Origin of the sequence: Paenibacillus polysaccharolyticus, assembly GCF_900102085.1 — a bacterium.
Taxonomy (GTDB): domain Bacteria; phylum Bacillota; class Bacilli; order Paenibacillales; family Paenibacillaceae; genus Paenibacillus; species Paenibacillus polysaccharolyticus.
This window is the reverse complement of sequence record NZ_FMVM01000023.1, coordinates 17,603-35,040: the sequence shown is the minus strand read 5'-3', so window position 1 is coordinate 35,040 and position 17,438 is coordinate 17,603. Positions and strand designations below refer to the sequence as shown.

Sequence of the window (17,438 nt, the reverse complement as noted above, 5' to 3'; positions counted from 1 at the left end):
GGGTGTCCAGCATCTCACTTTAGCGTTGGAACTGCTCTCTGCGCCGGAAGTACAAGTACCCTGCACTTCCCATAACCATCAGCATTAATCCCGAGACCGTGTAAACGATGGAGCTCTCTTCACCTGTCTTGGGCAGCATGCCTTGAGCTGACGTATGGCTGCTGTTCCCTGATGAAACCTCACGATCAGAATCTGTACCCGTAGGACGTGTAAGCTCACCATCTTCGCCCGTATCATTTCCTTCTGTCACCTGAGGCTGCGTCTCATTTCCATCGACCGTTTCAGACGCTGGAGGCGATGTCTCGGAATCATCATCCGGCTTGCTTCCACCCGCGCTTCCTTCTGCGGGTTCCGAAGGCTTCGTTACAATCGTACCAGGCACGGATATTTCCGGTGTTTTCCCATCAGGTGTATTTGGTTTCGTTGGTTCTGGAGTGTTGCCAATGTTAGGCGTACCCGGATTATACGGCTCACTCGGCCCGCCTGATACCGGAATAGCCCGGTTTGTCTTTTCTACAACAACGGCCTCGGTTTGTCGATTGGTAATTTCAAATACAACTGGCGTCTGATCCAATTGATAACCAGCAGGGGCCTTCACTTCAACCAACTGATACATATTGGGTTCAAGCTGCTGTAATTTAATCTCACCGTGGAGATCGGTTGTCAATAATGTCGGGTTGATGCCTGTAACCACGTTAAACAGCCATTCTCCATCCGGCCCCATAAGTGCTGATTGAGCACGTAATTCAAAGACCGCACCTTGCAGATGCTGCGTTCGGCTTGCATTATATTTCACCAGCTTTACCGAACGGTCATTTTCCTTGTTTTCGATCGTCACTTGAGTGTCTGGCTTGGTAATGGATACCGAAGTCTCCGGGGTTTCTATCACGAAACCTTCAGCTTTGGTTTCCACCAGTGTATACACATCATAAGTCAGATTGCCAAATTCAATGATACCCTGTTGATTCGTAACCCCGGTATCCACAATCGTGTTGGAGGAATCACGCAGTTCGAACTCAATTCCGCTCAATGGAGCTTGATCCTTGGCATTTACTTTCGTTACGGTCAGTTTACCTCCCGTACCGATGTGGTTCGTTTTTGTAAGTGTCACAATTTGTGTCTGGTTCGCAGTAATCGTGAACGGAATAGGTGTACTATCCACTGTATAAAATTCCGGCGCCTGAATTTCAATTAATTCATACGCCCCTGCTTCCAAATCTCCTTTGGTGATTCTGCCGTTCACTCCTGACGTGAGTTCATTAAGCTTCTCACGCGTTGAGCCCTGAATGTGATATAACTCAAAAACAGCCCCCTCCAGCGTCTTGGCTGGATTTGCTGCATCTACCTTGGTCAGTTCAAAGCCCTGACGAATCTTTTCGTTTACAATCTCGAAGGCTGCATCCGCATCCTTGAACTGTATCGTTTTGCCTGAAATAGAACCATACTCAGCGTCTGTTAGATATCCAGCGGGTGCTGCAACCTCCTTGAGACGGTAGGGTACACCACTCGTGAGATGCAGTCGATAATTCCGACTGCTTTCGGCCATTCCGTTCGCATCTGTCGGTTTCAATGTTTCCAAAAGAATTGTTCCAGATGCATTATAGATCGCGAAGATGGCTCCTTCCAGCGGTTGTCCGCTGTCATCCACCTTATGCACTTTGATTTTCCCCACTCCGGTGGATGCCCCTCCGCCTGCACCAGCCATCGATACCTTGATACCAGCCTGGCTACCTTCTCCCGCAACGGAAGAGGACTGTCCTGCAAAATCAACCTGATTTTGAATTCTCTCGCCATCATCAGCATTGATGTAGGACTGATATTCCAGAAGATATGCCGTGTTTAAGTCGTGCTTAAATGTGAAAGTAAATGTGTTACCGTCCACTGCCAATTCATATTCCGATGGATCAACCAGCCGATCCTTCACCGAAACATCGCCTGAATTGTTTGCAGGCAGTTGAATTTCATACAGCTTCATTGAATCGGCAAGCAAAATCTGGTTGCCGGATAACGTGTCCGTTAATTCAGAACCCGCGGCAATGAATGACTGACTTGGATTAATGTTTACAACCCATGAGGCCAGATCTGATGTCCCCACCTGACGGCCTGTTTTGTTCACATATACTCCGCCATGGGCTGGAGTAACTACAGCCTTCTTGTCAAAACGTACAGGCCCGCCTTCAGCATCCGTCAGAACAGCATGATTGCTGTACGAACCCTCCACTGCATACGCTCCGTCCAGACTCGTTTGATACACCACGCGATAAGCTTTTTTGCCGATGTCACCCAGATTCAGCGTAAAACCTTTGCCATCCGGGTTAAGCTGGAATTGACCCGATGTCAACGTGACCTCATCACCAACTGATGTAACATTGTTGGCACCCCTCAATTCAAGCTCATTCACTTTCAATGATCCATCCACAAAGGATTGATTCCCGATATAGGCATCCTTGAGAATGGCCTCCTGAAGATCGAACAGATTGTAATTCACATCAATGGTCCAGGTAATCGCTTTGTCTCTGGCGCTGTATTCGCCCCTCTTGTTACCATTCTCAATTGTGTAATTCTGGGGTCTGACCACAGCAAACTTTGTTATAGCGGTCTGCGGAAAGCCTGATTCATTCCAGTTTAGCGTTGCCGTGTTGCGATATTCATTGTTTGTTGGCATTCCAGCCGTTGGATCAAAGCTTGTTTTATAAGTGATCACATGTTCTTTATTAATCATACCGCCAGGTTTCAGGCGAATCGTAAACCCTTTTTCAAAATTCACATCCGCCGGGTCTGCTACAGGTTCTGCCTCGAACTGATCCTGCTGATCGCCACTGATCTGCAGACTGCCCGGAATAAGCTTCATATGTCTGCCTGTATAATCATCTGTGATGACGATGTCCGTCATCTCCTTCTGATCCCGGTTCAGCACAATCTGCCACTCGATTTCCTTGGCATTGAAATTTTCATTTTTTACACTCTTCGCAAAAATAACTTCCTCAATATTTTTTTGACCTTCCTTAGTCGTGCCATCCTGTGTGTTTACTGTATTAACTACAGTCTCATTTTCGTATATCCGCTGTATGGCCTGGGTGTCATATTCAATCTCATAGGCTTTATCAATATCGTTGTTGAACTGCAGCTTAAAACCTTCATTAAAACCGGTGCCGACACCAGTCACTGTGTAGTTTGCAGGATCAACCTCTGTTCTTGTACCAGGGCGACCATCCGATTGAATCTGTACTTCATATACGCGAAGTGAACTTGCAATCAGCCTCTGTTTTGCCGTATCAAAACGGTCTTCAAGCCATGCACTTGCCTGTACAATGGTTTGCTGATTATAGTTGTACTGAACCTTCCATGTAATCGTCTGAGTAACTGGATCGTATGCACTTTCTTGTCCCGACTTGTTCAGCGGTTCATTGAAACTAACCGTAACACGTCCAAGATCGGATTCATTATACTCGCTCTGATCTGCTGTCAGTGTCACTTCATTGGAATAAGTTACACCTGTATAGGGAGCACTAGTCGGTGCCTGAATGTTCGTCTTGTATGTGACACGATATGCTTTGTCGATATTGCCCAAGTTTACAGGGAACTGGGTTGCTGTGTTAACAACAGGACCTTCCTTCACGGAACCATTTAACTGGACCTCCAGCTCGCGGATCTCAATATCCCCTTGAAGTGACAGCCCCAGCGGTAATGTATCCTCCAAAACCACATTGTTCATGATCTTTTCGGCCTGATTAAAATCTACGTTCCATTCAATCTCATCCGAATTGAAATTATTTTTGTTTGCTTTTCCTGTCTTCTGAAGTTCATCCTTCGCGGTGTTTGCAAAATTCACATCAATAATGCCTTGACCTGCACCACTAAAATCAATCTTCTGTTTCAGTCCATCTTGCATCTTGCTCTCGTCAAATTTGATCCACACATAGAAGTTTCCTTCCAGCTTGGCATGCTCGAGCATTTCATTAAAGGTAAATACAATGGTGCCGTCCGGGTTCACGACGTATTCTCCGACGCCCCCATCCAAACTGCCCCTCAGCTGTGAGCCTATCATAAACTTGTCAGGCAGGTGGAATGTGAAGGTCGATCCATCCCCGTAAGAATGGGTATCATCCCCAAATCCCCATTTAAAAACCACCGCAACTTCATCCGATATCCGTGGGCGAATATCCTCAATCTTGTCTCCCCTGACTTCGATCTGACCGTTGCCGTCATAATCCGGCTTCTGGTTGTACATCTGCACACTCGTAATCAGATTCTCCTGAATCTCGGGAGCTGCAGCAGCGGTAGCCATAAGGCTTACGTTTGTATGGTTCGCTTCCTCTACAGATGCCGTTTGATCCACATCTCCCTGGACTGATTCATCATCCGTAGCAGTATCCGTATTGTCCTGTTCCTCAGGAACCGTGTCATCCTCTTCTGGTGAAGGTGGTTCTAAATTATTCATTGTACCCGCCGAGATCAGGTTCGTGTCATCCTGAGCATGCACAGTTGATGTTAACACCATCCCTTGTAGCAATTGCGTAACCAGCAAAAGTGCAATCATCATGATGCCCACTTGTCTCTTCATGTTCCGCATATCCTCCTCGCTCATAATGTTGGCAGACGCCGAGGAATAGAATAACAGGGGAACCTATACAAAAAATAGACAATGGACATGCTGGCAGACTGGACAACAAAAAGAGCACCCGTCATGCGGTGCTCTTGGTACGAAGATACGTTGATACAGCTATATTTGACGCCACTGAACCTGAACCAGACTATATGCTCCTGCCCTCTATTACAAGGTCCAGTTAATTTTGACACGCAGGTCTGTTGTATCTTCCATCTTGGAGACAAAATAGGAGATAGACTTCATACCCAACTGGTACAGATCCTGCAAATCTTCGATCAAACTGCTCTCTGTACCCTTATATCTGAAGGTTAACGAAGTTCCGCCCTCATTTAGCACACCCTGAACTTTGGTTTTGAGCACTGCGCGTTCCTTGACTGCATCCTGTTCATTATACAGAGAATACTCCAGTGCATGGTACAGCTTTTGGTATACCTCCTGCTTGTTTCCGTCCGTCTTCGCCAGTTTAAGCAGAGCATCACGGTAAGGTGCATAGGCTGCAGGGTACTTGTTTTTGCCTGTCCAGACATGGTCACGCGCCATCTCTTTATCACTTAACAAGTAGTAGCTATGACTCACAACGCCTTTGCGATCAGGTGTTGGATCATCCCACGTCGTGTCCATATGGTACCACTTTCCATCCAGCTTCACCAGGTTCCAGGCATGAAGTTGCCCGCCTGCTTGACCTTCGACGATGCGATTCTCAATCCCTACCCGCTCCAGCATGCGGTAAGTAAGCAAGGAGTATCCTTGACATACGGTACTGCCTGTCGCAAGTCCGTCATAAGCCGTATATTTTTGTAATGAAGTATCATAAGCAAGATTCAGCACAATCCAATCATGAATAACTTTAACCTTCTCATGACTCGTCATGCCGGGTTTAATAATTTCTTTGAGCACACTAGCTACTTTCCGATTCACATAATCGGTCTGCGCCTTCGTTTCCCGGTAAGAGAGGGTCACATCCACCTCGGCCGATGTATTGGAGCCTTTATAGTTAAACGCATAACTTTTCACTGTATATTGAATATAAGGATCACTCTTCATTGCTTCATCGATAGAAGTCTGCAACTGTTTCTTGAGGCCCTTCACGTTCCCCTTATAGGTAAACACCACTTTCTCTGTACGCTGCGACATCGCATTCAACAGTGTCTGACGCAAATCCGTCGCTGTAGATAGTTCGGACGTGCCTGACGCTGCATACAATTGATCCAGGTCAACTGTACGCGGCAACCAAGCGGCAACAAGACAGCCTGCCAGCAACATGGTGATCACTCGTTTACCGTTCTTACCCATGAAAGGACCCCACCCTTCTTCGTAGCATTCTCATGCCCTATTGTATCATAAAAGGTCTTGCTTTCAGTGTTCTATATAAGTTGAATTAAAAATTTCACACAGTCCACTTCGTTAACGTGTAAAAGAATAATTCAACTTGTATCTTTCCAATCTTAGTGGAATCAAGTGGAAAAGGGACCTTCTCGGAAGGCCCCTTGAACTTTAGTTGCAGTCATCATGTTTGCCGCTTCACTTCATCCTATGTCTTCCTAGAGCAAATTATGAGTGGCTTTGCATGCGTACAGATTCGTACACATTAATGCAGTTCAGCCTGCCTGGAATCAATAAAGGCGGCTACCCGTCATGAACGTGTCCGTCTTCCCTTGCAACTTGGCAAGTCGTTCAAGAACTTGAGATGCCTCAGCTACCGTTACTTTGCGCGCAGGCATGAATCTTCCCTCAATAGAAGGTAACAAGCCAAGCTTCAAGCTCAGAGAAACAGCACCCTTATTGTTGATCGCACCGGCATCGGCAATGTTAGGCAAATCTGACGGCTGCATATAGAATCCAGCGAGCTTCTCATAACGTAGAATACGCATCAGAAAGACCGCCAATTCTTCACGTGTCATTTCTTCCTCAAGTTTTAGCTGCTTCTCAGGGTCAGCTCCACCGATCCATCGTTGATCTATAAGGACTTTCACTGCCTTGTAATCCGGACTTTCTATCGTTACATCAGCAAAAAGTTTTTCATTGCTCTCGCTGTTATAGTACATGTCCATGTTCGGATTAATTGCTCTTGCCAGATAATTAAACCAATCCCCCCGGGTAATGACCCGATCCGGAAATACACGTCCCTGCTCGTCAGCAATCAACACCTTATGCTTGGTCATGTTACGCAAAGCTGATTCAGCAATATGACCCGCAGTATCTGTCGGTTCGATCTGAGATGCCGCATGGTCTAGACCGTACATGAAGAACCATTGACCTGTATTAGCATCCAGTAATTCGTTCAAATTGTATAGAGATTTCTTACCGCTTACAGGTACATAAGCCAAATTCACCCCCACAGGTACAGGTTCACTAGTACCCAAGCCGAACCCACCGTAACGAGCATAATTCAACGTTAACGTATATTTCTTCAGATAGAGTTCTTTAGCTTTTTCGTAAGAGATTGCAGGTGTAATATCTGCCGGTAGTTGCTCAGGAGATGCCGCGAGGCGTGTATAAAATTCAGTAATATCCCCATTGTTCCTTACCTGCACCTGTGCCGTGTCATCCTGAACCAGAATCCCGTTCAAATAACGCTGAAATACAAACGTACGAGCATCGTCTGCTTCTATCATTCTGGCCAGTTGATACTGCTCTTTGGCTTGTGGAACAGCGGCAATGATCGTATTCATCGCAAGTTTCTCGGCCTGTGTTGAAGTAACCGTCTTTTTCTCCTTCTCTTGAGAAGGTTTTTCTTGCCCCATCTCTGGTCCAACCCGTTGCATCAAATTGTAGCTGTAGACCTGTCCGGTAACCGCATCGACCTGTGCCGAAATATCACGCATGAACATATAGGATATGTTTGCATTGCGATTGCTCCAGCTAAGACTCCAGACCTGGCTGTTCGCATTACCATAGTAACCTTTGGTTAATTGACTGTGTTCGAGTTTGTAATCCTTGGGAATGTCAAAATTGGCTGCAACCCGCTCTACTGCCTGTTGCACATTTAAGCGCTGACCGCTGGCTGCAACAAATGCCGGCCCATTGCCTGTTACTTTTTTATTTTGTTGTGAACTGCTCTTGTCCACGGCTTTTCCTGTCATCACGTCAATTCGGTCTAACGTGTTAGCGTTAATCGGCCCCATACTATCACCTTTGGGCAAATAACCGAGAACATATTTTTGCCCTTGTCTGGATGACCATTGTTCTTTGGAGATATAGGCAAGCTCTACATCAAATCCATCTTCAAATACCTGTCTGGCCTGCTCTTCCGAGGCCTTCGGCTTGGAGGAAGGATATTTCGCCGAGATGGTCGAACGTGAATACGATGTGGCCTGACCTCTCTCATCCACAGTTATGTAGACTGTCTCTGCATCCGACACGACGCCATCATGTTTTAAGTTATAGACAAACTGATATTCATTACGGCCAAATAACGCTTGTTGTTCCGCAGGTGAAACCGTGTCTCCTAGCGGCACATACTGTCCTTCCTGTAGTTCAGGAATAGCCTGATGTAGCAGTTCCATAGCTGTTTTTTCAGCTTCTTCCTTGGTAAATTGAACATCTGAACCGGATGACAGCTGACTCTCCACTAATTCAGATGGCAAATGTACGCTTAGGACTTCCCCCGTACCTGCATGCACATTCGCGCTGAATCCCATGGAATGATTACCTTGTACAATTTGAAATCCAATATCCCATACCTTGTAATCCGGCGGTGGATAGGAATTGGATACATCGAAATTAGCGGACGAGATCGTCGCTTTTTTTAATAACGGAAACAGCTTTAATATATTTTCAGCGGCTTGCCTGGATGAAATTTTTGCACCCTCCGGCACGTCATTGCTTGTTACGTCTAGTTGATCGTTTTCCCCCGACACTGCTTCATTCACTGAGCCAGTCCCCGCCTGAGCAGCGGATGCGCTCCCCGTCAAACCCGGTACCTGTGTCGTAAACAGCAGAGTTGCCATTGCTGTTGCTGCGGCTTTGGCTGTGAACGTTTTTAGCCTTCCATTCATGTTCCAATCCCAACTCAAAATGGTTACCTCTCCCTTCAATCTCATGCAGGATGCATCATAAATACTCTCGCATGAATTTTGCCATTCTAATCTATGATACCATAAGCTTCCTTTTTAATCGCTGTTTTCCGGGTAATTTTACAATTGTGAATTTCTGTATAATGAAAAAACACAACAAAAACGCCAATCAAGTTGGCGTTTCCATCTATCAACCTGCACTATGATGCATATCTGTTCCGTCCTGATTTATTGTAGCTTCATCATGCGTAACTCGCTCTGGAGCAGAACGAACATGCATTTTCAGGAACGGAATCACCGTGTCCCAGAAAGCCGGGTCTTCCTCTGAGCAACTGTGTCCTTCACTGTTAACCCATAGATGCTCTACCGGCGGATCGGCTTTGGACATAAAATATTCCAGTTCACTCGGCGGAATAAAGTTATCCCCTTTGGAGTGTACCATCAGGAATGGCAACTGCATGCTTCTTCTCCGCTCATTCAGCATCATTACGGCATCATTCTGCTGATAAGTCTTTAAAGACTCACCTAACCGCCAAAACCAGATTCGGGGGATCAACTGTGCCAGGGGGAACAGCGGCAAACGCCGGCGTCTCAGCTCCGAACTGACGATCACCTGAAATTGGGATGGCATGGAGTCGGTAACCACGGCCGAAACTGGAATGCCTTCTGTAATTGCTAGAATCGTCCCCAGTCCACCTAAGGAATGCCCCAGCACGCCAATAGCTTCGGGATCAATCTCGGATCGGCCTGATACATAGGTCAACGCAGCCAGTAGATCGTCCCTGAACAGATAGGCCGATGCAGCACGAACAGGATCACTGGCTCCATGACTACGTACATCATACATAAACAGTGCATACCCGGCCTCCCAGATGGGGCGTGCATAGCGTAATACACGAGAGCGATTGGAACCCCAGCCATGTGCGATGATTACGAGCGGCCAGGGTTTAGGAACATCGGGTCTCGCTGGAATGAACCAACCTTGCACCTGTCCCCCTCCACTTTCAAAGGTAATATCCTCAAAAGGCATCGGCGGTGTCAACGTAATCGGAATTTTTTTGGGTGTCTGGCTTTTTACCGCTGCCTTCCATAAACCACCCGCAGTTACAGCGGCCACTGCCAACATACCGCCAATCATCGTTCTCGCTTTCACAAGGCCTCTCTCCTCTCTGGCTACTGACATACGCTTATCATACGATAACAGGATCAACTACACGTTAAATGATCTCCACTTTTTGTTTGTTATAACGATTAACCTTGTAAACTCTTTATATATATACCCCATTACGCCTAATTTACTTATTTGTTCTTAAATTAAAACCTCTACTCCAGTGCCTTTACTCTTACCGTTACCTAACCGCAGTCTACTGGTCTGTTCTCGTTGTCGCCGCCTTCACAAATGCTCTCGCTCGCTCTGCAATCTGTGCGCTATCTCCTGAATTCAGAGCTTCTTTCGGCAAAAGTGCACTTCCCAAGCCTACTGCGGCTGCACCTGCCTCATAATAGGAAGCGATATTCTCCAGCGTCGCACCACCCGTTGCGAGCAGTGGAATGTGATCGAGAGGCGCCTTGATTTCACGCAGGTATGGAATACCCAGACTAGCCATAGGAAACAGCTTAACAGCCCGTGCTCCTGCTTCATGCGCAGCAACAATCTCCGTAGGCGTCATGGCCCCGGGCCAAATCTCAACACCGTGTTCTACAGCATATTCAATGACAGACAGATCGACATTGGGGGATACCAAAAATTGTGCCCCTGCAGACACGGCCTCCTTCGCCATGCTCACATTGAGTACCGTGCCTGCGCCGACATAGGCTTGTCCTTCGTGACGTTCGCGCCAGTCAGCAATGATCTGATGCGCATTCGGTGTATTCAGCGTGACTTCCATTAGACGAATGCCGCCTTCGGTCATTCCCTGACCGGCTGTCACCGCCGCTTCCCGGCTTATACCGCGAACGATCGCGACCAGTCTGGATTCGAGTAATACTTTTGTCAGATTCATATCCATTCACTCCCTTACTTCGTTCAGATTCGGCAGCCGAGGACCCGTCTTGGTGTACACTGCTTTTCCGTTAAAAACTATTGTAATGCATATGCTCCATTGAACGAAATACATTAATCCATAATAGGTACTGTGGACATAGTGATGTGAAGATAGGGAATTTAAACAAAGCAACAATAAGTCCACCAGTGGTGTCAAGACATCAAGACATCAAGACATCAAGACATCAAGACATCAAGACATCAAGACATCAAGACATCAAGACATTTTCATTATGTGGTTGCAATTTATGAAAGCCGATTCGGTTTAGGCATAGCATTATAGTATTTAAATCTTCTAACGATCACCAGTGAGCTTATTTGGCCTGATTCGCCACTTTTTATTTTCTAACGATCTCCAGAGAGCTTATTTACTCAAATTAGTTATGATTTCACCCGATTTTGTCCATTTTTGGCGAAATAGCGTCTGTGGTGATCATTAGAATTTTCAAACCCCCAAAAGTCTTGAAATAAGCTCTCCTGTGATCGTTAGAATAAAGTCGGAGCCAATTACCCACGCACCATGAATCCCATTAACGTAATGTAATAACCGCTCCGACATTCTAACATCCACTCCGAGATACACCGCTTGTTACTTAAATTCTTCATTTATAACACTGCCGATTTTCTCCCCTGTGAGCACACTACCTTAATTTTGGTTTTTAAAATAGAAACAAAAAACCTCTTCATCGCGAAGAGGTGGACTCTTTTAACCTTGGGATTCATTCTAGTTTTTTTGAAAAGGAGGAGTTACACATGCAACATTTCCGTGCATTACATGCATTATGGCAACTAACGCGCTGATCATGTATCGCTATTCAAACCCATTAAACTAAATTCTATGCGTTCTCCATTACACTTTCCTTCGCCAAATCCTTGAAATATCGATCATTGTACAACATGCTTGGGTGAGTTGGATGATAAGTTAGGGCAATATCGTTGTGCTCCTTCGCTTTCGCTCGATTGCCCATTCGATCATAACATACACATAATTGCAGATGCGGCATCCAAGTCCATGCGGCTTCATTCAGTACAACCATCGGATCACCTGGACGGTTCGCCTGCACAGCCTGTTCGTACCAGAATATAGCTTGGCGATAGTCTTCTCTATCTGCAAAATATCCCCCCAGTCGGCAACACACCTCTGCTCTAGGCAAATCATAGGCAAAGGAACGGAACAACGCGGCTGATTCCCGTTCCGGACGTTTCAGTACTGCCTCGCAATCCGCGATTTTCTGGCAGGCGGCGATCCGATCCTCCACCCATCCCAGTCCGGTGTCCAGAAATTTCTCATAGTAAGTTATGGCTTCCTCATGAAAAGCATGGTCTTTCAGTTCATTGCCAAAATAATAGAGGTCACGCGGTGAGAAGTCTTCACCGGCCTGTTCACGTTTGCGATATATTCGCAAATTTCGATCTGTATACACCTTATCTTTCTTATGGGTCACAGCCACATCACTATGCAGCAAATTGCCTGCTACAGCAAGGTATTCATGCACTGCACCAATCCAGCGAAACTGGCGATCCCGCCGCACCAGACGATTTCGCCGTAGACTATACGAGACCTTGCCCTCTGGCGTGAAGGAGAGGTTGTAATCCATCGTTACACTGTCCACAGCCGGATCAAGCGACTGTTTCAATGCGATCAGCTTGGCGCGATCCTGCGGTTCAAACACATCATCGGCATCCAGCCACATAATATATTCGCAGGAAGCTTGGTCGAAGGCGAAATTACGCGCCGCCGCAAAGTCATCCACCCACTCAAAATCGAAAATACAGTCGGTGTACTGAGCCGCAATTTGCCTTGTACGATCCGTGGAACCTGTGTCCACAATGACGATCTCATCGGCAATTCCTTTTACGGAGTCCAGGCATCTGGCGAGGGAAGTTTCTTCATTTTTTACAATCATACATAAGCTAATTCGAATTCCCTCTTCGCCTCGTTTAATTCTGCGGTTATAGGCCGCCGCCCCCGGTAAATCGGACAAACGATAGATATGATAGGCTGGGTAGTGGGTATCCACAAACAGTTGAAACCCGTACGCCTGAGCACGAATGCAGAAATGACGATCCTCTCCCCAAAAAGAAACATTCGGAATACGGTCAAAATTCACTCCCGCTTCAAGTACAGATCGCCGAATTAGAGTACAAGCGCCTAACCCGCCCACCTCATAACAACCCGGAATACGTAGCTGGTTTAGAAAGGCGCTTGCCTGTGCGTCCTCATCCTGCGCCTCTGTTGCTTCGAGAGCTGAACCACCCCGCCGATAAAGTGCATATTCATCCTGAAGCCATACCTGCGGCATTTCCTTTGTTCCCGGTTGCCAGCTGGTCCAAAAAATGTTGGATACAATCTCGTTTTGACTCGATACCAGTTGTTCCAGCGTTCGAGGGTGCAACACCAGATCAGAATCGATCAGAAACACGCCATCATATTGATGCTCACGTGCATACTGTAAAATGTTATTTTTCAGCCTGGCCACTCGCCATACCTGTTCGTTTCTCCAGTAGTGACCACCTTCATCTTTGTTGTAGTTCCCTGGATCGTCCGCGTCTCCACTCTCCGTACCATTCATATCGCGAACATGAATCACCTTACCGTTATGTCGAAGTACAAAATCGTTCAGCATTTGGGAGGAGGCTTCCTCCTCATTATCATCTACAAACAAATAGTCTGTACGCACCGTCTTTCGCTCAAGGCTCTGCAGGGAATTCAGAAATTCATTCAGAATGGCAGCTGTCTGCCGTACAGGGCTAGCAATCAGGATACGCTCACGGGTACTTTGCGAGATGTCCTCATCCTCATCCTTTTCCTTTTCCTGTGGCTGTGGATGTTGATGTTGGTTCTCCTTCTGAGATTTGGAGGGTATGGTATCCGCTTGTGGTTCACCTTGAACACTTTTGTTACTGTTTTTGCGGTCTAGCGGGTCTTTCACCAATGATGCTCACTTCCTTCCCTTAATCAGACCATGGAATAAGCCGTGGCTCTGCATCCAATATCGATTCATATTGCTCTTTCCAGCCATACCTTGCTTCGGGGTCCAGTGTTTGGTATCTCTCATATTTGCGAACACGGTCTTCCTCTCTTGCCCAGCCATAATGCTTTACTCGCGGGGGATGACAGGCATAGGGCAGATGCTGAATGCTCAACGGGAATCGTCCGCAATGCTGCGGTGTTTCCTTCCATTCATAGACCATCCCGGGACGATACTTGACTAGAAAAGGCCGATAATACATATGAGCCTGCCAGTACATATCTTCCCGGTACGCAGTCTCACTCCACATATCATATAAACGGAAGTAAATAGCTTCTTCCATTCCACTTAAGAGGTCATCCCTCAAAACACCAAAATCCGGCGTTAAAACCTCGTCTGCATCCAGATTAAGAATCCATTCCGGGTTAGTTGAAAGGGTCTCCTCCCATTGTTGCTTTCGCAGACTCACTTCATCAGAAAAACGCGAGACCGGATTCTGCACTAGTACAAGAGGGATACCGTGTAAAAGTTCTTTGCACATGGCAGCCGTCCCATCCGTGCTTCCATCATCAATAATGACAGCCCGATCAATCCATGCACGATGTGTCATAAGTGCCTGCCTAAGATATCGCTTCTCCTCGTTGCATACAATCATGGATAAGGTGATATGCGGCCTGTTCCTAACTGGTCGTTCCTTGCCCTGTTCCCGTTTGTGTTGCTCCTGTTCTTCCAACCCCACACCCCCATGCTTCCGGTTCTTTTAGACGCAAACCCTCTATATCCAATCTATGCTAAGCTGGAATCCGGTTATGCAGGGCAAAGTGTTCCCGCATAGCCACCTCGGGATTTACTTCACACCTAACACAAAAAAAGCACTCGCTTGCGCGAATGCTTTTGGATCAGGATACTTCTATTCTGTTTATTTTTGAATACGGACTACTTATGAAAACCTTCGATTTAACGATATGCCGCCAAACGATCATTCAAGCCGCGTGTCTGTCCGTACACCTCTTGATAAAGGGCAAACAAACCGTCATATACCGCTACCGTCTCCGGGTTTGGTACGTAAGATTTCGCTGGACGAATAAACGCCGCCGCACACTCTTGCATTGTCGGGAACCAGCCACTGCCATAAGCCGCCAGCATAGCTGCCCCCATCGCCGGACCTTGCTCACTCTCCAGCTTCACAATCGTTGCATTGAAAATGTCCGCTTGCATCTGCAGCCAAGCTTCGTTCTTCGCTCCGCCTCCAATGGAGATCACCTCATTGACCGTCTTGCCTGCACCACGCAAAATATCAATCGACTCACGTAACGAGAAGGTGATGCCTTCCATTACAGCACGTCCAAAATGCTCCAGTTTATGCCCGGCATCCATGCCGATAAAACTGCCGCGAATATTCGCATCCGGGTGAGGTGTGCGCTCCCCTACGATATATGGCGTGAACAACAGACCGTTGCTTCCTGCCGGAATTTGGTCAATGCCCTGTAGAAGAGCATCAAATGATTTGTCCGCTGCGAAGGTGTCTTTAAACCAGGAGAGACTGTATCCTGCTGCCAGCGTCACACCCATAATATAGAAGGCATCTTTCTCACCATGGTTAAAAAAATGCACTTTCCCTTCGAAATCGAGATCCTTTCGTTCTTCGTACGAGAGAACAACTCCGGACGTCCCGATGCTGCACATCGTCTGTCCTTCACTCAATATGCCTGCACCAATTGCACCGCAGGCATTATCGGCACCGCCAGCAAATACTTTGGTTGCTGGCGCCAAGCCTGTTTGCTCTGCAATCTCAGGCAACAAGGTGCCGACTTCGTCGAATGATTCAACTAGGCGCGGGCAAAGCGTCATCGGCAGATTAAATGCGGATGCGATCTCCGTGCTCCATTGTTTACCTGCCACATCCAGCAGCAACGTACCCGCTGCATCGGAATAATCCATCGCGTAATCGCCCGTCAGGCGGTAACGTACGTAGTCTTTTGGCAACAGGAACAAAGACGCTTGTTCCAGCAATTCAGGTTCATTTTCCTGCACCCACAAGATTTTAGGTAACGTAAACCCTTCCAATGCACGGTTCCGGGCAATGCTGAGCAACTTGCTATCAAGCACCTTCTCAATCCGGCGGCACTGTGCTGTCGTTCGGGTATCATTCCACAGGATGGCATTGCGCAGTGGTTTGCCTTCTGTATCCACCAGTACTAGCCCATGCATCTGGCCCGAGAAGCTCAATCCTTCGATTTCGGAAGGCTGCACGCCTGATACTTCCAGCAGTTTGTGAAGCGAAACGATCGTCTGCTCCACCCAATCCTCTGGATTTTGTTCACTATACCCAGCCTTAGGCTGATAGAGCGGATAAGCCTCCGATGCTTCAAATGCCACTTTGCCTTCACGATTGACCAAAACGGTCTTAACCGCGCTCGTTCCGAGATCGACGCCAATCACATAACTCATAAGTATACTCCTTTCGTTTATACAGGATTGAAACCTTAGGTGCGGCATGCTGAGCCACTCCGCGTGCAGAAAACCCTCCGATCGCCCCTTACCCCCGGATTTCTTCACTGTCCCCTCTTCAAGGGTGAAATCCGGTTGTAAATGCGAACACTTCGTTTCTCCGGGTCCTTTCTGCTCACTCCGTTTCTGCATGCCCCTTGTAACGTTGCTTTCAAACAGTACAAACGTACTCGTTTGGGGCAACTTAGGTTCCAATGACATTTCAATCGTCATTGGTTTATTTAAAAGAATAAAGCGTTGGTGGTGCGGCATGCCCGGTCACTCCGTGTGCAGAAAACCCTCCGATCGCCCCTTACCCCCGGATTTCTTCACTTCCCCTTTTCAAGGGTGAAATCCGGTTGTAAATGCGAGCGCTTCGCTTCTCCGGGTCCTTTCTGCTCACTCCGTTTCTGCATGCCGCTTCTAACGTTGCTTTCAAACGGTACAAGCGTACTCGTTTGGGGCAACTCGGGGGCCAATGACATTTCAATCGTCATTGGTTTATTTAAAAGCATAAAGCGTTGGTGGTGCGGCATGCCTGGTCACTCCGTGTGCAGAAAACCCTGCGATCGCCCTTACCCCCGGATTTCTTCACTTCCCCTTTTCAAGGGTGAAATCCGGTTGTAAATGCGAACACTTCGTTTCTCCGGGTCCTTTCTGCACAATCCGTTTCTGCATGTACCTTGTGACGTTGCTTTCAAACGGTACAAACGTACTCGTTTGGGGCAACGTGGGTTCCAATGACATTTCAATCATCATTGGTTTATTTAAAAGCATAAAGCGTTGGTGGTGCGGTATGCTGAGCCACTCCGCGTGCAGAAAACCCTGCGATCGCCCCTTACTCCCGGATTTCTTCACTGTCCCCTCTTCAAGGGTGAAATCCGGTTGTAAATGCGAACACTTCGTTTCTCCGGGTTCTTTCTGCCCACTCCGTTTCTGCATGCCGCTTCTAACGTTGCTTTCAAACGGTACAAACGTACTCGTTTGGGGCAACTCGGGGGCCAACAATGACAACAAACCGTCCCCGCCTTCCCAAAGGAAAGCGGGGACGGTTTGAATGTCACGCTTATTCAACGTCCAGGGTGCAACATACTTTTGCACCGAGTAGGAAGAGGTATGATTCCTGCTTTATCTACGGCAATGATCTAGCCATAGGCAGTACGCTTGGGCAGGAATCTACTCTTCCTCTAAGACTGTTATCGGGGCGTGTCTTGAAACCCACTGAAGTGCATCTTTTACCCCTTTTCGCCCCATACTGCGTCACTTTCCCTTGACGTGCCCCGGCACGCCTGCGGTAAACTTCCTGG

General features: G+C 47.3%; 10 protein-coding genes. All 10 read right to left on the bottom strand.

Annotated elements, in window-relative coordinates; all coding sequences use genetic code 11:
* Positions 1-19 precede the first annotated feature (19 nt).
* The 10 genes from BLQ13_RS25205 to BLQ13_RS25160 all read right to left on the bottom strand — a co-directional run bounded on the left by BLQ13_RS25205 (position 20) and on the right by BLQ13_RS25160 (position 17,148).
* Positions 20-4,564 carry a collagen binding domain-containing protein gene (locus BLQ13_RS25205; protein ID WP_167375845.1) on the bottom strand — a complete coding sequence of 1,515 codons (4,545 nt, stop codon included), beginning with the start codon at positions 4,562-4,564 and terminating at the stop codon, positions 20-22.
* 210 nt (positions 4,565-4,774) lie between these two features.
* Positions 4,775-5,902 carry a transglutaminase domain-containing protein gene (locus BLQ13_RS25200; protein WP_090924460.1) on the bottom strand — a complete coding sequence of 376 codons (1,128 nt, stop codon included), beginning with the start codon at positions 5,900-5,902 and terminating at the stop codon, positions 4,775-4,777.
* 320 nt (positions 5,903-6,222) lie between these two features.
* A complete protein-coding gene (locus BLQ13_RS25195; RefSeq protein WP_090924459.1) occupies positions 6,223-8,625 on the bottom strand; it encodes a YcdB/YcdC domain-containing protein in 2,403 nt (800 codons plus the stop codon).
* 190 nt (positions 8,626-8,815) lie between these two features.
* Positions 8,816-9,778: an alpha/beta hydrolase gene (locus BLQ13_RS25190; protein ID WP_244159466.1), complete on the bottom strand. Its 963-nt coding sequence runs from the start codon at positions 9,776-9,778 to the stop codon at positions 8,816-8,818.
* A 211-nt stretch (positions 9,779-9,989) separates the two neighbouring features.
* A complete protein-coding gene (locus tag BLQ13_RS25185) occupies positions 9,990-10,628 on the bottom strand; it encodes a bifunctional 4-hydroxy-2-oxoglutarate aldolase/2-dehydro-3-deoxy-phosphogluconate aldolase (RefSeq protein WP_090924458.1) in 639 nt (212 codons plus the stop codon).
* An 877-nt stretch (positions 10,629-11,505) separates the two neighbouring features.
* Positions 11,506-12,576 carry a glycosyltransferase gene (locus tag BLQ13_RS29225; RefSeq protein WP_090924515.1) on the bottom strand — a complete coding sequence of 357 codons (1,071 nt, stop codon included), beginning with the start codon at positions 12,574-12,576 and terminating at the stop codon, positions 11,506-11,508.
* A gap of 1,048 nt (positions 12,577-13,624) precedes the next feature.
* Positions 13,625-14,374, bottom strand: a complete 750-nt coding sequence (locus BLQ13_RS25175; protein WP_244159460.1) for a glycosyltransferase family 2 protein — start codon at positions 14,372-14,374, stop codon at positions 13,625-13,627.
* 224 nt (positions 14,375-14,598) lie between these two features.
* Entirely contained in the window at positions 14,599-16,092 is a 1,494-nt protein-coding gene (xylB, locus tag BLQ13_RS25170) for a xylulokinase (protein WP_090924457.1), read from the bottom strand.
* Between the two features lie 368 nt (positions 16,093-16,460).
* Positions 16,461-16,667, bottom strand: a complete 207-nt coding sequence (locus tag BLQ13_RS25165) for a hypothetical protein (protein WP_090924456.1) — start codon at positions 16,665-16,667, stop codon at positions 16,461-16,463.
* A gap of 55 nt (positions 16,668-16,722) precedes the next feature.
* On the bottom strand, positions 16,723-17,148 hold the full coding sequence (locus BLQ13_RS25160) for a hypothetical protein (RefSeq protein WP_139168945.1): 426 nt from the start codon (positions 17,146-17,148) through the stop codon (positions 16,723-16,725).
* Positions 17,149-17,438 lie beyond the last annotated feature (290 nt).